The 18,590-nt window shown below is 66.5% G+C and carries 21 protein-coding genes; 10 read left to right on the forward strand and 11 right to left on the reverse strand.

The window, feature by feature from the left end; genetic code table 11:
• Positions 1-21: 21 nt before the first annotated feature.
• Entirely contained in the window at positions 22-1,419 is a 1,398-nt protein-coding gene (locus HWX62_RS09625; RefSeq protein WP_175929662.1) for a sigma-54 dependent transcriptional regulator, read from the reverse strand.
• Positions 1,420-2,028: 609 nt separating this feature from the next.
• On the opposite strand from HWX62_RS09625, the gene HWX62_RS09630 reads away from it, so the two are divergent.
• Positions 2,029-2,244 carry a hypothetical protein gene (locus HWX62_RS09630; protein ID WP_244136004.1) on the forward strand — a complete coding sequence of 72 codons (216 nt, stop codon included), beginning with the start codon at positions 2,029-2,031 and terminating at the stop codon, positions 2,242-2,244.
• 295 nt (positions 2,245-2,539) lie between these two features.
• The gene (locus tag HWX62_RS09635) at positions 2,540-3,040 is read left to right on the forward strand and encodes a dihydrofolate reductase (protein WP_175929664.1); all 501 of its coding nucleotides are present in this window, start codon (positions 2,540-2,542) and stop codon (positions 3,038-3,040) included.
• An 85-nt stretch (positions 3,041-3,125) separates the two neighbouring features.
• On the opposite strand, the gene pmbA is transcribed toward HWX62_RS09635, so the two are convergent.
• Entirely contained in the window at positions 3,126-4,496 is a 1,371-nt protein-coding gene (pmbA, locus tag HWX62_RS09640) for a metalloprotease PmbA (RefSeq protein WP_175929665.1), read from the reverse strand.
• A 127-nt stretch (positions 4,497-4,623) separates the two neighbouring features.
• On the opposite strand from pmbA, the gene yjgA reads away from it, so the two are divergent.
• Together yjgA and mog are read left to right on the forward strand one after the other, a co-directional pair.
• Positions 4,624-5,226: a ribosome biogenesis factor YjgA gene (yjgA, locus tag HWX62_RS09645; RefSeq protein ID WP_279610460.1), complete on the forward strand. Its 603-nt coding sequence runs from the start codon at positions 4,624-4,626 to the stop codon at positions 5,224-5,226.
• Positions 5,210-5,818 (forward strand): molybdopterin adenylyltransferase, encoded by a 609-nt coding sequence (mog, locus tag HWX62_RS09650; protein ID WP_175929667.1) that lies wholly within the window; start codon positions 5,210-5,212, stop codon positions 5,816-5,818. The genes yjgA and mog overlap by 17 nt, the downstream gene beginning before the upstream one ends.
• Positions 5,819-5,854: 36 nt before the next feature.
• On the opposite strand, the gene orn is transcribed toward mog, so the two are convergent.
• On the reverse strand, positions 5,855-6,475 hold the full coding sequence (gene orn, locus HWX62_RS09655) for an oligoribonuclease (RefSeq protein WP_175929668.1): 621 nt from the start codon (positions 6,473-6,475) through the stop codon (positions 5,855-5,857).
• Positions 6,476-6,600: 125 nt separating this feature from the next.
• Between orn and HWX62_RS09660 the strand changes: the two genes are divergently transcribed.
• Genes HWX62_RS09660 through HWX62_RS09670 form a run of 3 tightly spaced genes read left to right on the forward strand, consistent with a single transcriptional unit; the run spans position 6,601 to position 9,174 of the window.
• Positions 6,601-7,860 carry a M48 family metallopeptidase gene (locus HWX62_RS09660; protein WP_175929669.1) on the forward strand — a complete coding sequence of 420 codons (1,260 nt, stop codon included), beginning with the start codon at positions 6,601-6,603 and terminating at the stop codon, positions 7,858-7,860.
• Positions 7,857-8,798 (forward strand): ribosome small subunit-dependent GTPase A, encoded by a 942-nt coding sequence (gene rsgA / locus HWX62_RS09665; protein WP_175929670.1) that lies wholly within the window; start codon positions 7,857-7,859, stop codon positions 8,796-8,798. The genes HWX62_RS09660 and rsgA overlap by 4 nt, the downstream gene beginning before the upstream one ends.
• Before the next feature lie 58 nt (positions 8,799-8,856).
• The gene (locus HWX62_RS09670; protein WP_021159739.1) at positions 8,857-9,174 is read left to right on the forward strand and encodes a hypothetical protein; all 318 of its coding nucleotides are present in this window, start codon (positions 8,857-8,859) and stop codon (positions 9,172-9,174) included.
• A 64-nt stretch (positions 9,175-9,238) separates the two neighbouring features.
• On the opposite strand, the gene HWX62_RS09675 is transcribed toward HWX62_RS09670, so the two are convergent.
• The 6 genes from HWX62_RS09675 to rpsP form a co-directional block, all read right to left on the reverse strand.
• The gene (locus HWX62_RS09675; protein ID WP_175929671.1) at positions 9,239-10,177 is read right to left on the reverse strand and encodes a CobD/CbiB family protein; all 939 of its coding nucleotides are present in this window, start codon (positions 10,175-10,177) and stop codon (positions 9,239-9,241) included.
• Positions 10,178-10,297: 120 nt separating this feature from the next.
• A complete protein-coding gene (locus HWX62_RS09680; RefSeq protein ID WP_175929672.1) occupies positions 10,298-10,984 on the reverse strand; it encodes a CoA pyrophosphatase in 687 nt (228 codons plus the stop codon).
• Positions 10,985-11,071: 87 nt separating this feature from the next.
• On the reverse strand, positions 11,072-11,464 hold the full coding sequence (gene rplS, locus HWX62_RS09685; RefSeq protein ID WP_059574047.1) for a 50S ribosomal protein L19: 393 nt from the start codon (positions 11,462-11,464) through the stop codon (positions 11,072-11,074).
• A 133-nt stretch (positions 11,465-11,597) separates the two neighbouring features.
• Positions 11,598-12,392, reverse strand: coding sequence for a tRNA (guanosine(37)-N1)-methyltransferase TrmD (gene trmD, locus HWX62_RS09690; RefSeq protein ID WP_175929673.1), 795 nt, complete (start codon positions 12,390-12,392; stop codon positions 11,598-11,600).
• 1 nt (position 12,393) lies between these two features.
• A complete protein-coding gene (rimM, locus tag HWX62_RS09695; RefSeq protein ID WP_175929674.1) occupies positions 12,394-13,071 on the reverse strand; it encodes a ribosome maturation factor RimM in 678 nt (225 codons plus the stop codon).
• A 42-nt stretch (positions 13,072-13,113) separates the two neighbouring features.
• The gene (rpsP, locus tag HWX62_RS09700) at positions 13,114-13,368 is read right to left on the reverse strand and encodes a 30S ribosomal protein S16 (RefSeq protein ID WP_006476550.1); all 255 of its coding nucleotides are present in this window, start codon (positions 13,366-13,368) and stop codon (positions 13,114-13,116) included.
• 152 nt (positions 13,369-13,520) lie between these two features.
• On the opposite strand from rpsP, the gene HWX62_RS09705 reads away from it, so the two are divergent.
• Positions 13,521-14,660 carry a PQQ-dependent sugar dehydrogenase gene (locus tag HWX62_RS09705; RefSeq protein ID WP_175929675.1) on the forward strand — a complete coding sequence of 380 codons (1,140 nt, stop codon included), beginning with the start codon at positions 13,521-13,523 and terminating at the stop codon, positions 14,658-14,660.
• Positions 14,661-14,771: 111 nt separating this feature from the next.
• Complete coding sequence (locus HWX62_RS09710; protein WP_023475835.1) at positions 14,772-15,239, forward strand: TM2 domain-containing protein; 468 nt, start codon at positions 14,772-14,774, stop codon at positions 15,237-15,239.
• A gap of 42 nt (positions 15,240-15,281) precedes the next feature.
• On the opposite strand, the gene HWX62_RS09715 is transcribed toward HWX62_RS09710, so the two are convergent.
• Together HWX62_RS09715 and HWX62_RS09720 are read right to left on the reverse strand one after the other, a co-directional pair.
• A complete protein-coding gene (locus HWX62_RS09715) occupies positions 15,282-16,460 on the reverse strand; it encodes a PA0069 family radical SAM protein (protein WP_175929676.1) in 1,179 nt (392 codons plus the stop codon).
• Between the two features lie 91 nt (positions 16,461-16,551).
• Complete coding sequence (locus tag HWX62_RS09720) at positions 16,552-17,040, reverse strand: Lrp/AsnC ligand binding domain-containing protein (RefSeq protein WP_006762687.1); 489 nt, start codon at positions 17,038-17,040, stop codon at positions 16,552-16,554.
• 145 nt (positions 17,041-17,185) lie between these two features.
• Between HWX62_RS09720 and HWX62_RS09725 the strand changes: the two genes are divergently transcribed.
• Entirely contained in the window at positions 17,186-18,472 is a 1,287-nt protein-coding gene (locus HWX62_RS09725) for a D-amino acid dehydrogenase (RefSeq protein ID WP_175929677.1), read from the forward strand.
• Positions 18,473-18,590 lie beyond the last annotated feature (118 nt).

Genomic DNA, 18,590 nt, shown 5'->3' on the forward strand with positions numbered 1-18,590 from the left:
GGGCGGCCGTACCCGCCAATTTTAGCAAGCGTGCCGCGGCAGCTCCGGCAACGGTGCCGAAAACCCTCCCAGCGTGTCGCCGCGGTCGCGCATGCCGTGCGCGCACATCAGCCGGTAGAGCGTGACGCGCGAGACGCCCAGTTCGCGCGCCGCATCCGCAAAACGGCCGCGATGGCGCAGCAGCGCCTGCTCGATCGCCTGCCGCTCGGCCGCCTCGCGCGCCTCCAGCAACGACACCGGCGCGAGCATCGCATAGTCGTTCAGTTCGAGATCGGCCGCCGTGATCATCCGGCCTTCCGACATCACGATCGCGCGGCGCACGCGGTTGATCAGCTCGCGCACGTTGCCCGGCCACGAATAGCCGTACAGCGACGCGACCGCGTCAGGCGAAAAACCGCGCAGGCGGCGATGCGCATCGCCCTTGAAGCGCTCGAGCATGTGGCGCGCGAGCACCTCGATGTCCTTGCCGCGCGCGCGCAGCGGCGGCTCCTCGATCTTCAGCACGCACAGCCGGTGAAACAGGTCCTCGCGAAAGCGCCCTTCGCGCAGCGCCGCTTCCATGTCCACGTGCGTCGCGCAGATCACGCGTACGTCGACCGGCACCGACACGTGCGCGCCGAGCCGTTCGATCTTGCCTTCCTGCAGAAAGCGCAACAGGCTCGCCTGGCTTTCGAGCGGCAGATCGCCGATCTCGTCGAGAAACAGCGTGCCGCCGTTGGCCGCCTCGACGCGGCCGATCTTGCGCTGGTTCGCGCCGGTGAACGCGCCGCGTTCATAGCCGAACAGTTCGGCCTGCAGCAGCGTCGGCGGTATCGCCCCGCAATTGATCGCGATGAACGGCTCGTGCGCGCGCGACGAACGCTCGTGAATCGCGACCGCCGTCAGCTCCTTGCCCGTGCCCGACTCGCCGGAGATGAACACCGGCGCGTCGGTCGCCGCGACACGGCGGATCGTCCTGAAGAGCCCGAGCATCGCATCGCAGGTGCCGACCATCTCGCCTTCGCTGCGCCCGGCGCCGACGGGCGGCGCAACGGGATCGGTCAGTGCGACCATGCCGTGCGCATGGCCGACGGTCTCGACGATTCGTGCCGTTTCGTACGGCATCGTCAGGTAGTCGAAGCAATAGTCGCGAATGAGATGGCGCAGCGTCGCGTCCTGCAACTGGCCGCGCCGCGTCGCCGCGATCCAGCCGATGTGGTGGATGCTCAGGCAGGATTCGAGTTCGCGCAGATCCGACGGCTTGAAGCCCGGCGAGAAATCGAGCAGGCCGGCGGTCGCCACGCCGTGCTGCACGACGCGCCGCACGTCGCGCACGGTCTCGGCAAGATCGACGCGCCAGCCGCATTCGTCGAAATGGCCGCGCAACGCGTCGTTCGGTTCGCGCGAATAGTAGATCACGTGCCGCTGATCGGCTCCCATATGCTCACCCCGTTCATCAACCGTCTAACGATTGCCGCACGCGTCAGGTCACGTGCAAAAGGATCGAATCGGGTCAGCCCAAGGTGGCTCGATTCGCCATGCCGATGCGCGGCAACGACATGGCCTCGCATGATGGCGCTTATCTCGCGTCCAGTTTTTTTGATCAACACAGCTTGGTTATAGGCACCGAATACGACAAACCCGTTTCAGTGCCGATGGCGATGCGGCCGAATCGCTCAGGAGGTCGATGCACATCAATCCTCTGCACATAGCACATGCGCAGCAAAGGGTTTCGTCATCAACACACGCGCCGATTTTCATCCTTGAAGCGTATCGGTTGAATCAGCAGTATTCCCGAGCCCCCTCGTTTCACGCCTGAAACATTTTCGAGCGTTTTCGCTCACTATTCGCAACGCTCGAGCACGAATCGCAATGGCGTCAACGGTCCCGGTACGGTGGCATGCATTTCGCTGAATACGGAAACGATCGGAGGCATTCACCATGCGAAAACATCGTTTACTTTCTTTCGCGTCGATGATGCTTGTGCTCTCGGCCGCCGGCCCGCCCGCACCGGCATGCGCGGACGAAGACATGCGGTCGGAGCGCGCCATGCTGCTTGCCGCCGATGCGCCAAGCATGCAGCACGGCAACGGGCTCGGCATCGTCACCGTGTCGGCACCGCAACCACTATCGGCCGGCAAAGCCTCCGTGACGCTGTGGGACGAGATCCCGCCGCCCCACCTGCCGATGCCGCTCCCGGCGCCGCAACCGGCCGAGATGCGGCATGCGCCGGCGCGCAGCGCGCAAGCCGATACGCACCCGTGAGCCTCATTCGCTCCGATCAATCAGGATTGCATATTGAAATGACGATCCGGTCGAACGGGATGCCATCGATCGGAACCGGTATCGCCGATCGGCGATACAACGGGTTTTGGTGCTCCGTCCCCCGGCGGGCACTCTTTTTATTCGGACGCTCGTCGCGACGCGGAGGCATCACGCGTCGCGGCGCACGGCGCACCGCACGAGCAGTGCCGGCGCGCATGTGAGCCCGGGGCATCCGGTGCGCGCCGCCGTTCCGGTAAAATCGGCCCCATTCCGTTTTCCTTCCTCCCCCACCTTCATGACGACGTTGACCCTGATCGTCGCGCGTGCCCGCAACGGCATCATCGGCCGCGACAACCAGTTGCCCTGGAAACTTCCCGAGGATCTCGCGTTCTTCAAGCGCACGACGATGGGCGCGCCGATCGTGATGGGCCGCAAGACCCACGAGTCGATCGGCCGGCCTCTGCCGGGGCGCCGCAATATCGTCGTCACGCGCGACGCCACGCGACGTTTCGAAGGCTGTGACACCGTCACGTCGCTCGCCGACGCGCTGGCGCTCGCCGCGCGCGACGGCGTGCCGGAGGCATTCCTGCTCGGCGGTGCGCAACTCTATGCGGAAGGCCTGACGCTCGCCGACAAGCTGATCGTCACCGAGATCGACGCCGACTTCGAGGGCGACGCGTCGTTTCCGGCGCCCGACGCCGCGCACTGGCAGGAAATCTCGCGCGACGCGCATCAGGCTGCCGCGCCGAACACGTTCGGCTATGCGTTCGTCGTCTACACGCGCAAGCGCGGCTGACGGCTTGCGCGCGCGATGAAAAAAGCCCGACCGGTTTGCGCCGGTCGGGCTTTTTCGTTTCCTGGCGGCCTGCGCCGCGCATGGCTTACTGCCCTGCGATCGTCATCTGCTCGATCAGCACCGAGCCGGTTTCCTTCGTGCCGCGCACGATCGAATCCGCACCGATCGCAACGATATGGCGGAACATCTCCTGCAGCGTGCTGGCGACGGTGATTTCCTCGACCGGATACTGGATCACGCCGTTCTCCACCCAGAAGCCAGCCGCGCCGCGCGAATAGTCGCCCGTCACGTAGTTCACGCCCTGCCCCATCAGCTCGGTCAGCAGCAGGCCCGTGCCGAGCTTCTTCAGCATCGCGTCGAAGTCGTCGCCCGGCTGCGTGTTCGAGCTGCGCAGCGCGAGGTTGTGCGAGCCGCCCGCGTTGCCGGTGGTTTGCGTGCCGAGCTTGCGTGCCGAATAGGTCGACAGGAAATAGCCTTCGACGACGCCGTCCTTCACGACGCTGCGCGCGCGCGTGCGCACGCCTTCCTCGTCGAACGGCGCGCTGCCCATCGCGCGCGGCACGTGCGGATCCTCGACCACCTGGACGTGCGGCGCGAACACCGGCTTGCCGAGACTGTCGACGAGAAACGACGTCTTGCGATACAGCGCGCCGCCGCTCACCGCCTGCACGAATGCGCCGAGCAGGCCGGCCGCGAGCGGCGCCTCGAACAGCACGGGCACCTTGCGCGTGTCGAGACGGCGCGCGCCCATTCGCGCGAGCGCGCGTTCGGCCGCGTAACGGCCCACCGCTTCCGGCGCGGCGAGATCGATCGCGCTGCGCTTCGACGAATACCAGTCGTCGCGCTGCATGTGACGGCCGCTGCCCGCGATCGGCGCGCACGCGATGTAGTGGCGCGAGTACGGATAGCCGGCGAGGAAGCCGCGCGATGTCGCGAGCACGAACTGCGAGTGCTGCGCCGACACGCTTGCGCCTTCCGAATTGCGGATCTGCGGGCTGACCGCGAACGCGGCGTCTTCCGCGCGGCGGGCGAACTCGACGGCCTCGTCGGCGCTCAGCGCCCACGGGTGGTACAGATCGAGGTCGCGCGGGTCGGTTTCGAGCAGCTCGGCCTCGGCGAGGCCGGCCGCCTCGTCCTCGGCGGTGAAGCGCGCGATGTTGTAGGCGGCGGCGACGGTATCCTTGATCGCGGCCGGCGAGAAATCCGACGTGCTCGCGTTGCCGCGCTTCTTGCCGATGAACACGGTCACGCCGACCATCTTGTCGCGGTTGTGCTCGATCGTTTCCACTTCGCCGCGGCGCACCGACACCGACAGGCCGTCGCCCTCGGAGATTTCGGTCGCGGCGTCCGTCGCGCCGAGCGCCTTCGCATGGCGAAGGATGTCCGATGCGATTTCCTTGAGCTGGTCCTGCGTGTGCGGGAAATAGCGCGCTTGTACGTCGAGATTGGCTGCCATCGTCTTGGTATCCGGTGGCGGGCGGGCGCCCGCATGGTCAAAATGTTGCGTATCCCGCGATCATAGCAAGGTCCGGGGCCGGACACAGACAAGCTTGGGGTGTCCGCGCCGCGATACAATGCGGCCCATGACACGCAAAACCCGAATCCAGCCGATCGAACCTGCCGTCGAGGACGACGACAATGGCTACGATCGCCCCAGCAAATCCCAGTTGAAGCGCGAAATGCACGCGCTGCAGGAACTCGGCCAGGCGCTCGTCGACCTGCCGAAGGACGCGCTCAAGCGCATGCCGATGCCGGAAGACCTCGCGGACGCGGTGCGCGAGGCGCGCCGGATCACCGATCACGAAGGCAAGCGCCGCCAGCTCCAGTACGTCGGCCGCGTGATGCGCTCGCTGACCGACGAAGAAACGGCCGCGCTGCGCACCGCGCTCGACGCGCAACGCGGCGTGAACAAGGCCGCGACGGCCCGCCTGCACTGGATCGAGCGCACGCGCGAACAGTTGCTCGCGAGCGACGACGCGCTGACCGAATTCCTGCGCCAGCACCCCGACGCCGACATCCAGGAAGGCCGCACGCTGATCCGCAACGCACGCAAGGAAGCGCAGCAAGGCAAGCCGCCGCGCTATTTCCGCGAGCTGTTCCAGTGGATCAAGGCGGCGGGCGGCGCGTCCGACAGCGACGACGAAGCGGCCGACGATGCCGGAGACGACCATGACGACGAAGCGTAACCACCCGGACGAGCTCCTGGTCGGCCTCGTGTCGATCAGCGACCGCGCGAGCACGGGGGTCTACGAGGACAAGGGCATTCCGGCGCTGCAGGAATGGCTTGCCGGCGCGCTGGTTTCGCCGTGGCGCGCGCAAACGCGCCTGATCCAGGACGACGCGCCGACGATCTCGGCCACGCTGACCGAGCTCGTCGACGTCGCCGGCTGCGACCTCGTGCTGACGACGGGCGGCACCGGCCCCGCACGCCGCGACGTGACGCCGGAAGCCACGCTGGCCGTGGCGACGAAGGAAATGCCGGGATTCGGCGAACAGATGCGGCAGATCAGCCTGAATTTCGTGCCGACCGCGATCCTGTCGCGGCAAGTCGCGGTGATCCGCGAAACGGCCGACCATGCGGCGCTGATCATCAACCTGCCCGGCCAGCCGAAGTCGATCCGGGAAACGCTGGAAGGGCTGCGCGACGCCGACGGCAAGTCGACCGTGCCCGGCATCTTCGCGGCGGTGCCCTACTGCATCGACCTGATCGGCGGCCCGTATATCGAGACCGACGCCGCGGTGGTCGCGGCGTTCCGGCCGAAAAGCGCGCGGCGCTGAACGCGTTTGCCGGGCGCTGCGCGCGTGCCGGCCCGCTCAGGCGGCCGGCGCGGACTCGCCTGCCGACACCGACGCGGCCGGAATCAGGAAATGCTCGCGGTAATACTTCAGCTCGTCGATCGACTCGTGGATGTCCGCGAGCGCCGTGTGCATCGCCCGCTTCTGGAACCCCTTGTAGATGGCCGGCTGCCACCGGCGGCAGAGCTCCTTGAGCGTGCTGACGTCGAGGTTGCGGTAGTGGAAGAATCGCTCGAATTCCGGCATCCAGCGCGCCATGAAGCGGCGGTCCTGGCAAATCGAGTTGCCGCACATCGGCGACTTGCCGGGCGGCACGTACTGCGCGAGGAACGCCTGCAACTGCGCGGCGGCCTCCGCCTCGGTCACGGTCGAGGCGCGCACGCGGTCGATCAGGCCCGAGCGGCCATGCGTCGACTTGTTCCAGTCGTCCATCTTCGCGAGCGTCTCGTCGCTCTGGTGGATCGCGAATACCGGGCCCTCGACGGCGATGTCGAGCGTGGAATTGGTCACGACGACCGCGATCTCGATGATGCGGTCGTTATCCGGGTCGAGGCCCGTCATCTCCATGTCGAGCCAGACGAGGTTCAACTCGTTGCGCACGAGCGCGGGCTGGCTGGCGGAAGCGGCGGTATCGGTCATGATTCATCCTGGAAAATGGCGGAGCGGGCATCGCCGATGCGGCACCGCCCGGGCGGCGGCATCGCATCAGCGGGGCCGGTCCGCAAGAACATATAATTCTCGCATAGAACCCTTTGGCGCCTTCGATGTCACCCTTTTCGTTCACCCTGCTGTTCGCGTTCGCCGTCCTCGCGATGGTCGTCACCAAGCTGTGGCTCGCGTCGCGGCAGATCCGCTTCGTCGCCGCGCACCGCAACGGCGTGCCCGCGCAATTCAGCGCCACCATCCCGCTGACCGCCCACCAGCGCGCGGCCGACTACACGGTCGAGCGCACCCGGCTCACGATGCTCGAGATCGTCGTCAGCGCGGCCGTGCTGGTCGGCCTCACGCTGCTCGGCGGCGTCGGCGCGCTCGACACGCTGCTAACCGGCTGGCTCGGCCGCGGCTACGGGCAGCAGGTCGCCCTCGTCGCCGCGGTGCTCGTGATCACCAGCGTGATCGACGTGCCGTTCGAGTATTACCGCCAGTTCGGCATCGAGCAGCGCTTCGGCTTCAACCGGATGACCAAGCGCCTGTTCTTCACCGACATGCTGAAAAATGCGCTGCTCGGCGCCGCGCTCGGCCTGCCGCTGCTGTTCGTCGTGCTGTGGCTGATGACCCAGGCCGGCAGCCTGTGGTGGCTGTGGACCTGGATCGTGTGGGTCGCGTTCCAGATGCTCGTGCTGCTCATCTACCCGACGTTCATCGCGCCGCTCTTCAACAAGTTCGAGCCGCTGAAGGACGACGCGCTGCGCGCGCGCATCGAGTCATTGATGAAGCGCTGCGGCTTCGCGGCGAAGGGCCTGTTCGTGATGGACGGCAGCCGCCGCTCCGCGCACGGCAACGCGTACTTCACGGGCTTCGGCGCATCGAAGCGGATCGTCTTCTTCGACACGCTGCTCGCGCGCCTGTCCGGCCAGGAGATCGAAGCCGTGCTCGCGCACGAACTCGGCCATTTCAAGCGCCGCCACGTGATGAAGCGGATGCTCGTGTCGTTCGTGCTGAGCGTCGTGCTGCTCGCGCTGCTCGGCTGGCTCGCGCAACGCACGTGGTTCTATACGGGGCTCGGCGTCACGCCGTCGCTCGACTCGAGCAACGCGGGCGCCGCGCTCGTCCTGTTCTTCCTTGCGATCCCGGTCTTCCTGTTCTTCGCGACGCCGTTCAGCAGCCTCACGTCGCGCAAGCACGAATTCGAGGCCGACGCGTTCGCGGCCAGCCAGACCGACGCGCAGGATCTCGTCAGCGCGCTCGTGAAACTCTACGAGGACAACGCGTCGACGCTGACGCCCGACCCCGTCTACACGGCCTTCTACTACTCGCATCCGCCCGCGTCGCAGCGGATCGACCGCCTGCTGCAGCACGCATGAGCCGGCCGACCTCCCGCAAGCCGGCCCCGCGCGCGTCCGGCGCGCAACGGGCCGAAGGCCGCGTGATCGCGGCGCACGGCCGCCACTACATCGTCGCACCCGACGACGGCGGCCCGATGCTGCAATGCTTTCCGCGCGGCAAGAAGAGCGACATCGCGGTCGGCGACCGCGTCTCGTACGAACTCGCGTCGGCCGACCAGGGCGTGATCGTGGAGATCGGCGAGCGGCGCAACCTGCTGTATCGCTCCGACCAGTTCAAGTCGAAGCTGTTCGCGGCGAACCTCGACCAGTTGCTGATCGTGCTCGCGACCGAACCCTATTTCAGCGAGGACCTGCTCGGCCGCGCGCTGATCGCCGCCGAAGCGAACGAGCTGAAGCCGCTCGTCGTGCTGAACAAGATCGACGTCGAGGCCGCGCTGCCGGTCGCACGCGAGCGCCTCGCGCCGTACCGCGCACTCGGCTACGACGTGCTCGAGCTGTCGGTGAAAGGCGCGCCGGACGACGCGCGCGCGCAGTTGATGCCGTACCTCGCCGGGCATTCGACGATCCTCCTCGGCCAGTCCGGGATGGGCAAGTCGACGCTCGTGAACCTGCTCGTGCCCGACGCGGAAGCCGCGACCCGCGAGATTTCGGCCGCGCTCAACAGCGGCCGTCACACGACGACGTTCACGCGCCTGTACCCGCTGGAAGGCGGCGGTGCGCTGATCGATTCGCCGGGCTTCCAGGAATTCGGCCTCTACCACCTGACCGAAGGCCGCCTCGAGCGCGCGTTTCCGGAATTCCGGCCGCTGCTCGCGGACTGCCGTTTCTATAATTGCCATCATCTGCACGAGCCCGGCTGCGCGATCCTCGAAGCCGTCGCCGACGGCCGCATCGCGCCGTCGCGGCACGCGCTCTACGCGCAGCTCGTGCACGAGGCGAGCCAGATCGTACGCTGATCGCGCCACGCGCGACGGCCTGCCGGCGCCAGGCCGGCCCTCATCGACAGGAGCCGCGATGCGTTTCAAGGCACCCGACCTCGCGACCGCGCAGCATTGGGCCAACGTGCTCCAGGTGGCCGGCATCGGTTGCGAGCTACACAACTGCTACGCGACCGGCGCGCTCGGCGGCCTGCCCGCCGATGCATGTACGCCCGAGCTGTGGCTCGACGACGAACGCGACGACGCGCTCGCCCGCCGGCTGCTCGATGCCGCGTCGCACGGCCCGTCGGCCGGCGCGGCACCCTGGCGCTGCCGGCAGTGCGGCGAAGCGCTCGAAGCGCAATTCACCGCGTGCTGGCAATGCGGCGCCGTGCGCGATCCCCGCGACGACTGACCGCACAGCAAAAAAGGCCGGCATCCAGCCGGCCTTTGCTTTCATCGGGTCCTGCGCTACCCCGTCACGATACCCAGACGGCGAGCGTCAACATCAGCAGCAGGATCATCCACAGGATCACCGCGCGCCATACGAGGCCGACCGCCGACTGCAGCGTGCGCGGCGTGCAATCGTCGCCAACCGTCAACGGACCGCTGTCGCCGACCGCCAGCGCGTCGAGGCTCGACGGTTCCGCGAGCGGCCCGGCGAGACGCGCGCCAAGCGCTCCGCTGCCGGCGGCCAGCAATACGCCGTCGTTCGGGTCGGGCCACTGGCGCGTGTGATTGCGCCACGCGTAGATCGCATCCTCGAAATTGCCGACGATCGCGAAACCGAGCGCCGTCAGCCGCGACGGAATCCAGTCGATCACGAAGAACGCGCGCTGCGCGAACGTCGAGAATGCGGCCGTACGATCGTCGCCCGGCGTCGACCAGCTGCGCGCCAGGTATTCGGAAATTCGGTACAGCACGGCGCCGGCCGGGCCGATCGGCAGCACGTACCAGAAGAACACGCCGAATACGTGGCGATGCGACGCGACGACCGCATGAATCAGCGTATGGCGAACGATTTCGCCGACCGGCATGTCGACCGTGTCGATGCCCGTCCACTCGTGCAGAATTTCGCGCGCGCGCGGCACGTCGTCGTTGTTGAGCGCGAGATGGATATCGGTGAAGTAGTGGCTGAACTGACGGAAGCCGAGCGTGAAATACACGACCACGACGTTCCAGATGAACGCGAGCACGAAGCTCACCTTGTACAGCAGGAAATAGATCAGCGCGACGATCAGCACCCACGGCAGCACGACCGCCAGCCATGCGAGCAGGCCGTGCTTCTGCTTGCCGGCGTCGAGGCCATGCGCGACGGTTTCCGCATGAAACTGGAACAGCGCGAACACCGGATTGCTCGGCGACAACGCGCGGACCTGTTCGATGATGAGGGCGAGGAGAACCGAAAAGAAAGTCATGCGTGGCGCCGTCTTCGGAGTTATGTCATTTTTTGCATAACGATAGCACAGCGTCAGCCGCGCATGGCTGCCGGCGCGGTTGCCCGGCAGCCGCTCGCACGCACCGCCCGGCGCGCCCGCCTAGCCGGCGGCCAAGAAGCGATACAGATTGCGAAACATGCCGGCAGTTGCGCCCCAGATGAAGTAATGCCCGCCCGCTTCGCCATTCGGGTAGGGCATGGCAAAAAAACGACGCTCGCCGCCTTCCCACCGGAACACGCGGACCTGATGGTTCGCGGGATCCATCACGAACGCGAGCGGCACTTCGAAAATCTCGGCCACTTCGAACGTGTCTGCCTGCACGGTGAACGGCGGATGCACGAGGCCGACCACCGGCGTCACGCAGAAACCCGTGCCGGTCAGGTAGTCGGGCAGCGCACCGAGAATCTCGACACGCTCGGCGGCCAGCCCGATCTCCTCCTTTGCCTCGCGTAACGCAGTGGCGATCGCGTCGCGATCGTACGGCTCGCGGCGGCCGCCGGGAAAGCTGATCTGTCCGGCGTGGTCGTTCAGGTGATCGGCGCGTTGCGTCAGCAGCACGGTGAGGCCGGACTCGCGGACGACGAGCGGCACGAGGACGGCCGCGCTACGCGGATCGATGCCTTCCTGCAGTCTCGCCTCGCCGGGCTCGACGCTCCATTCGAGCGTGCGCGCGAAACGTTCGCGCAGGCCGGACGGCGTCATCAGCCGGGCATCGATGACAGGCAGGCCGGCACCGGTGCCTTCGACCGGCAATACTTCGGGATCGATGATGGGGCGGCGATTCAATGGGGCTCTCGGGTTCGTGTCGTATCGAGCATATTGTCGCGCCAGAATGAAAAAAGCACCCGGTTGGGTGCTTTTTCCTTACAGCTCTTACTCTTGGGAAGCTGCTGCGGCGCGATCCTTCGACACCAGCTTTTCCTTGATACGAGCCGACTTGCCCGAACGCTCGCGCAGGTAGTACAGCTTCGCACGACGCACATCGCCGCGACGCTTCACGACGATGCTCGCCAGCAGCGGCGAGTACGTCTGGAACGTACGCTCGACGCCTTCGCCCGACGAGATCTTGCGGACGATGAAGTTCGAGTTCAGGCCACGGTTGCGCTTTGCGATCACGACGCCTTCGTACGCCTGAACGCGCTTGCGGTTACCTTCAACCACGTTCACGTTCACGATCACCGTGTCGCCCGGGGCGAAATCGGGAATCGTCTTGCCGGCGAGCGCGCGCTCGATCTCTTCCTGCTCAAGTTTTGCGATCAGATTCATTACTGACTCCTTATGCCATCTTGTCGGCGTTTGCACCCGCCTGCTTCCAGGCCCGGCCCCGATAGAGGATGGATTCACATCAGGCGCCGCGCACGCATGCACGGCACCGCCATTTCCCGCCCGCGAAACCGCCTCAGGAGGCGTCCTTCGCTTCGCGTGCGAGGTTCGCAAGCCACGCCTCGTCGGCCCGGCTCAGCAACTTCTCGCGGCGCGCCCGGACGATCAGGTCCGGCCGCTTCCGCAGTGTATTCCTCAATGCTTCCTGGCGCCGCCACTTCTCGATCTCGGCATGATGCCCGCCGAGCAGCACGTCCGGCACGCGCACCCCCTCATACTCCTCGGGGCGCGTGTAATGCGGACAGTCGAGCAGCCCGTCGGCGAAGCTGTCCTGCACCGCCGACTGCGCATCGTTCAGCACGCCGGGCAACAGGCGCACGACGGCATCCATCATCGCCATCGCCGGCAGCTCGCCGCCCGACAGCACGAAATCGCCGAGGCTGATTTCCTCGTCGACGCAACGATCGAGCAGGCGCTGGTCGATCGCCTCGTAACGGCCGCACAGCACGACGACGCCGGGTTCCTGCGCCATCCGCACCGCACGCTCATGCGTGAGCGGCGCGCCTTGCGGCGACATCATCACGACCCGCGTACTCGCGATACCCTGCTCCGCCTGCGCCGCTTTCGCGGCGTCGATCGCGGCTTCGAGCGGCCTGGCCAGCATCACCATGCCCGGACCGCCGCCGTACGGACGATCGTCGACCGTGCGGTAGTTGTCCGTCGTGAAATCACGCGGGTTCCAGGTGCGCAGCCCGAAGCGCCCCTGCTTGACGGCCCGGCTGGTGATTCCCCAGTCGGTCAGCGCACGGAACATCTCGGGAAAGAGCGTGACGACGTCGAACTGCACCGCGCGCTCGGGAACCTGGTTCATTTCAGTAATCGGCTTCCCAGTCGACGACGATGCGACGCGCCGCCTGATCCACCGTTTTGACGTATACGCCGACGAACGGAATCAACCGCTCGTCGGTGGTCGGCTGACCGTCTTTGCCGGTTGCCGGATACTCGACACGCATGATCGAATGCACGCCGTTGTCGATCATCCCGCTCACCTTCCCGAGCGCCACCGATTGCTCGTTGACGACATCGAGACCGATCAGGTCGACCCAATAGAATTCGTCCGCGGCCAGTGCCGGGAAATCTTCCCGGCGCACGAACACGCGAAAGCCGCGCATGGACAGCGCAGCATCGCGGTCGCTGACGCCCGCGGGTTGCGCAACGACCGTGTCGCTGTGCGTCTTCGACTGCATGATGCGGACGGAAAGCCGCTCCGCACCGCGTTCCAGCCACCAGCGACGCGCGTTGAGCAGCGCGTCGCCACCGCGACCGGCATCGGCATGCGTCGCCACCTTGATCCAGCCTTTCAGGCCGTAGGCGTCGACCACTGCCCCGACCTCGACGGCATCGTCGGGCCAGGCTTGCGTCGCTTCAGGACCGCCTTGTTCGGCAGCCTGGCCGGCGTTCGCGATCGTGTCGCGCTCGACCGGCTTGCGGACGAATGCGCCGAATGACGCACGCCCGCGCCTTGCATTACCGGAATCGTGACCCGCCATCAATGCACCTCACAGCCGGCACGACCGGCACACCGTGCCATGTCAGGCAGCCGGTTGCGCCTTTTGCGCTTCCTTCACGAGACGCTGGACGGTCGGCGACAGTTGCGCGCCAACGCCTTGCCAGTACGTCAGGCGATCCTGAGCGATACGCAGCGATTCGCCCTTCGTGGCGACCGGGTTGTAGAAGCCGACGCGCTCGATGAAGCGGCCGTCACGACGGTTGCGCGAATCGGTAGCAACGATGTTGTAGAACGGGCGCTTCTTCGAGCCGCCACGAGCCAGACGGATGATAACCATATGATGTCCTTCGGGAAAACCGGGTTCGAAACTACTGAAACACGCGATTATAGCCGGAAACCAGAGGTACAACAAACACTTACGCGCAAAAAACCGCGGACGGCCCGTCCGCCGGGCCTACAATCGTCGTATCCAGGACGTTCCCGACCGTCATGCCGCCCTTTCGCGCCGCCCCGATACGCCGCGCCCCACGTCCATTCGCGGCGCTGCTTGCCGCCCTTGCCTGCGTCGTGTCCGCACCGGTGCTTGCCGCGCCGCTGTCGGTGAACGAGCTCATCGTGCCGCCCGGCTTTCATGTGGACGTGCTGACCGACGCCGTACCGGCCGCACGCGAAATGGCGTGGTCGCCGCGCGGCATTCTGTATGTCGGCACACGGGATGGCCGGGTCCATGCATTCGTGATGCGCGAGGGTCGGATCACGGCAAGCTACGTGATCGCGTCCGGGCTCGACATGCCGGTCGGCGTCGCCTATCGCGATGGCGCCCTCTATATATCCGCCGTGTCGCGCATCGTGCGCCTCGATCATATCGACGACCGGCTCGCCAGACCGCCCGCACCGGTCGTCGTGACCGACGCGTTGCCGACCGACCACCATCACGGCTGGAAATTCATCGCGTTCGGCCCCGACGGCAAGCTGTACGTGCCGACCGGCGCGCCGTGCAACGTCTGCCTTGCCGATCGCGGCCGCTACGCGATCATCGCGCGGATGAACGCCGACGGCAGCGGGCGCGAAGTGGTCGCCCGCGGCATACGCAATACGGTCGGCTTTGCATGGCATCCCGATTCGGGCGAGCTGTGGTTCACCGACAACGGGCGCGACATGATGGGCGACGACGTGCCCGACGACAAGCTGAACCGTGCGCCGCGCGCCGGCCTCGACTTCGGCTTCCCATACTGCCACGGCGGCGATACGCCCGACCCCGAATTCGGCGGCGCCGACGTCTGCCGCCGTTATGTGCCGCCCGTCCTGAAACTCGGCGCGCACGTCGCGGCGCTCGGGATGCGCTTCTATACCGGATCGATGTTTCCGGCGCCGTATCGCAATAACGTCTTCATTGCCGAACACGGCTCGTGGAACCGGAGCACGAAGGTCGGCTACCGCGTGATGCGCGTCGTCGTCTCGGCCGACGGCAGCCACGCACGCCAGATGCCGTTCGTCACAGGCTGGCTGCGCCCCGACGGCACCGTATGGGGACGCCCGGCCGATGTACTGCCGCTGCCCGACGGCTCGCTGCTCGTCAGCGACGATTATGCGGGCGCGATCTACCGCGTCACCTATGCGGCACCTTGACGCAGGCGGCGGATGACCCGGCCCGACCGGGCATCGTAGAATGCGTGCCGGGCCGCGCGCCCGCGCGGGCCTGCCGGCCCCGCCCATGCCAACGACAATACGCCGCCATCCATGTCCAGCAGCACTGCATCGCCCCGCCGCTTCCGCTCCAAGACGCTCACCGCCGCCCTCGCATTCCTGCTCGGATCGATCGGCGCGCACCGCTTCTATCTGTACGGCTTTCGCGACGTGTACGGCTGGGCGCACCTGCTCGCGACGATCGTCGGTATCCCGGGCTTCCTCCTGCTCGCCGCCACCCAGCGCAGCGCCGGCCTCGGCTGGTGGCTCGCGGTACCCGGCGCCATCTCGCTGCTGGCGGCATTCCTCGCCGCACTCGTCTACGGGCTGCGCCCCGACGAAAAATGGGATGCGCAATTCAATGCGGACACCGGCAAGCACAGCCAGTCGGGCTGGACCGTGATCTTCGTCGTGATCTTCTCGCTGCTGATCGGCGCGTTCCTGCTGATGACCGCACTTGCACTGTCGTTCCAGACGTACTTCGAATCGCAGGTCGAAGCGGCCAAGCAGATTTCGCAGTAAGCGTGGCCAATACGGCACACCGGCAACCGCACCGCTCGCCGGTCAGAACAGGTTCAATTGCATGTCGTCGCGCGACTTCGCGCCGGCGGCACGAACCGCAACACGCGGCGCCGGCACCTCGGCAGCCGGCGCACCGCTGAACCGCGACAGGTCGAGAATGCCGTTCGTGCGCTCGTTCAACCCGAGGCGCTTGACGGCCTGGCGAAAGCGCTGCCGCAAGAGGTCGGCCCAGATCCCCTCGCCCTTCATTCGTTTCGAGAAATCCGAGTCGTAATCCTTGCCGCCGCGCATGTCGCGCACGCGGTTCATCACGCGCTCCGCACGATCGGGAAAATGCGCGGCAAGCCAGTGCTTGAACAGCGGCGAGACCTCCCACGGCAACCGCAGGATGATGTAGCTCGCATGCGTGGCACCGGCTTCCGCGCACGCCTCCAGCACGCGCTCCATGTCGGGCTCGGTGACGAACGGAATCACGGGTGCGATGCTCACGCCGACCGGCACGCCCGCCTCGCGCAGCGCGCGGATCGTGCGCAACCGCCGCGCCGGGGTGGCCGCGCGCGGCTCCAGCGTGCGCGCGAGCTCGGCATCGAGCGTCGTGATCGTGACCGCCGCCATGACCTGCCCGCGTTCGGCCATCGGCGCGAGCAGGTCGAGATCGCGCTCGATCAGCGACGATTTCGTGATCGCCGCGAACGGCAGCCCACGATCGTGCATCACCTGGATCACGCTGCGCGTGATGCGCAGGTCGCGCTCGACCGGTTGGTATGCGTCGGTGTTGACCCCGAGCGCGATCGGCTCGGGTACGTAGCGCTTGCGCGAGATCTCGCGCTCCAGCAGTTCGGCCGCGTTCACCTTCGCGTAGATGCGACTTTCGAAATCGAGCCCGGGCGACAGCCCGAGATAGCTGTGCGTCGGCCGCGCGAAGCAGTAGATACAACCGTGCTCGCAGCCGCGATACGGATTGAGCGACACGCTGAACGGAATATCGGGCGACTGGTTGCGCGTCAGGATGCTCTTCGCCCGTTCCTCGAATACCTGCGTACGCAGCGGTGCGGGGAAATCGGCATCGTCGGACTCGTGCGTCCAGCCGTCGTCCACCGCTTCGCGCTGCGCGATTTCGTATCGCCCCTGCAGGTTGTCGACCGCACCGCGCCCCTTGCGGGGCACGGGCGGCGCTACCGGAAATTCGTTGTCGGACCGATCGTCCATGTGCCCACCCATTCGCCTGCGCCCAATACTGTACATTTATACAGTATTGGGCGCAGCATGCCAAGGGCGGGATAAAGGGCCCGACACACGGGCCGCCGGCACGTCACTCGCCGACGGAGATCGTCAGGGTCTCCTTGATTTCCTCCATCACGACATAGCTCTTCGACTGCACGGCGCCGGGCAACTGCAGCAGGATGTCGCCGAGCAGTTTCCGGTAGTCGGCCATCTCGCCGATCCGCGCCTTGATCAGGTAGTCGAAATCGCCGGACACGAGATGGCATTCGAGCACCTCGTCGATCTTCATCACTTCCCGGCGGAATTGCTCGAACATGTTGCCGCCCTTGTGGCCGAGCGTGATCTCGACGAACACCAGCAGCGCGGCCCCCAACTGGCCCGGGTCGACCCGCGCGTGATAGCCGGTGATCACGCCGTCGCGCTCCATGCGCCGCACGCGCTCGATGCACGGCGTGACGGTCAGTCCGACCTGTTCCGCGAGATCTTTCATCGCCATCCGGCCATCGTCCTGAAGCAGTTTCAGGATGCGCCGGTCGAGCTTGTCGAGCGAGCGTACGGGCTGACGTTGCGTTCTCATTTGTTTCTGCTGAAAACCGAAAAAATACGATAACAAAACCTACACATTCGACAATACCATAGCGCAAAAAACTAGATCAGCTAGAGGTTACACGGAGCCGCGGGTGCGTCCGGCCTCGACCTGATTCCTTCGATCTGGAGCAGCTATGCGAGTCGTCATTCTGGGCAGCGGTGTGGTGGGCGTGGCAAGCGCGTATTACCTCGCGCGCGCCGGCCATGAAGTCACGGTGATCGACCGGGAAGCCGGCCCGGCGCTCGAGACGAGCTTCGCGAACGCAGGCCAGATCTCGCCCGGCTATGCCGCGCCGTGGGCCGCGCCCGGCGTGCCGCTGAAGGCCGTCAAGTGGATGTTCGAGAAGCACGCGCCGCTCGCGATCCGCCTCGACGGCACGCGCTTCCAGCTCCAGTGGATGTGGCAGATGCTGCGCAACTGCACGGCCGAACGCTATGCGGTCAACAAGGGCCGCATGGTGCGCCTCGCCGAATACAGCCGCGATTGCCTGCAGGCGTTGCGCGCCGACACCGGCATCCAGTACGAAGGTCGCACGGGCGGCACGCTGCAACTGTTCCGCACGCAGCAGCAGCTCGACGGCGCGGCGAAGGACATCGCGGTGCTGCAGGAAGCGAACGTGCCGTTCGAACTGCTGTCGCCGGTCGAGCTCAAGCACGCCGAGCCGGCCCTCGCCGCCGTCTCGCACAAGCTGACGGGCGGCCTGCGCCTGCCGGGCGACGAAACCGGCGATTGCCAGCTGTTCACGACGCGCCTCGCCGCGCTCGCCGAATCGCTCGGCGTGAAATTCCGCTACAACACGCCGATCGACGCGCTCGCGATCGCCGGCGGCAAGATCGCCGGCGTGCAGTGCGGCAGCGAGACGGTGCGCGCCGATGCATACGTCGTCGCGCTCGGCTCGTACTCGACGAACTTCATCGCGAACCTGATGAAGATTCCCGTCTATCCGCTGAAGGGCTATTCGATCACCGCGCCGATCGTCAACGAGGCGGCCGCCCCCGTATCGACGGTGCTCGACGAAACGTACAAGATCGCGATCACGCGTTTCGACCAGCGCATCCGCGTGGGCGGCATGGCCGAGATCGTCGGCTTCGACAAGAACCTGCGCGCGGCGCGCCGCGAAACGCTCGAAATGTGCGTGAACGACCTGTTCCCGGGCGGTGGCGACACGTCGAAGGCCACGTTCTGGACCGGCCTGCGCCCGATGACGCCGGACGGCACGCCGATCGTCGGCCGCACGCCGGTGTCGAACCTGTTCCTGAACACCGGCCACGGCACGCTCGGCTGGACGATGTCGTGCGGGTCGGGCCAACTGCTCGCCGACCTGATCTCGGGCAAGAAGCCGGCGATCCAGGCCGACGACCTGTCGGTGCATCGCTACCTGAAGGACGTGCCCGGCCAGACGCGCCCGGCTTACGCTTGAATCGGACCGGCTCGCGGCGATGCGGGCCGGTCGCAGCACTGACAAAGGCGCCCGAGGGCGCCTTTGTCACTTCGGCGAGCGCAAGTACGACTGCGAGCGGCGGCTCGGCACGAGGCTT

This window comes from Burkholderia sp. BCC0506 (genome assembly GCF_902833145.1).
Taxonomy (GTDB): domain Bacteria; phylum Pseudomonadota; class Gammaproteobacteria; order Burkholderiales; family Burkholderiaceae; genus Burkholderia.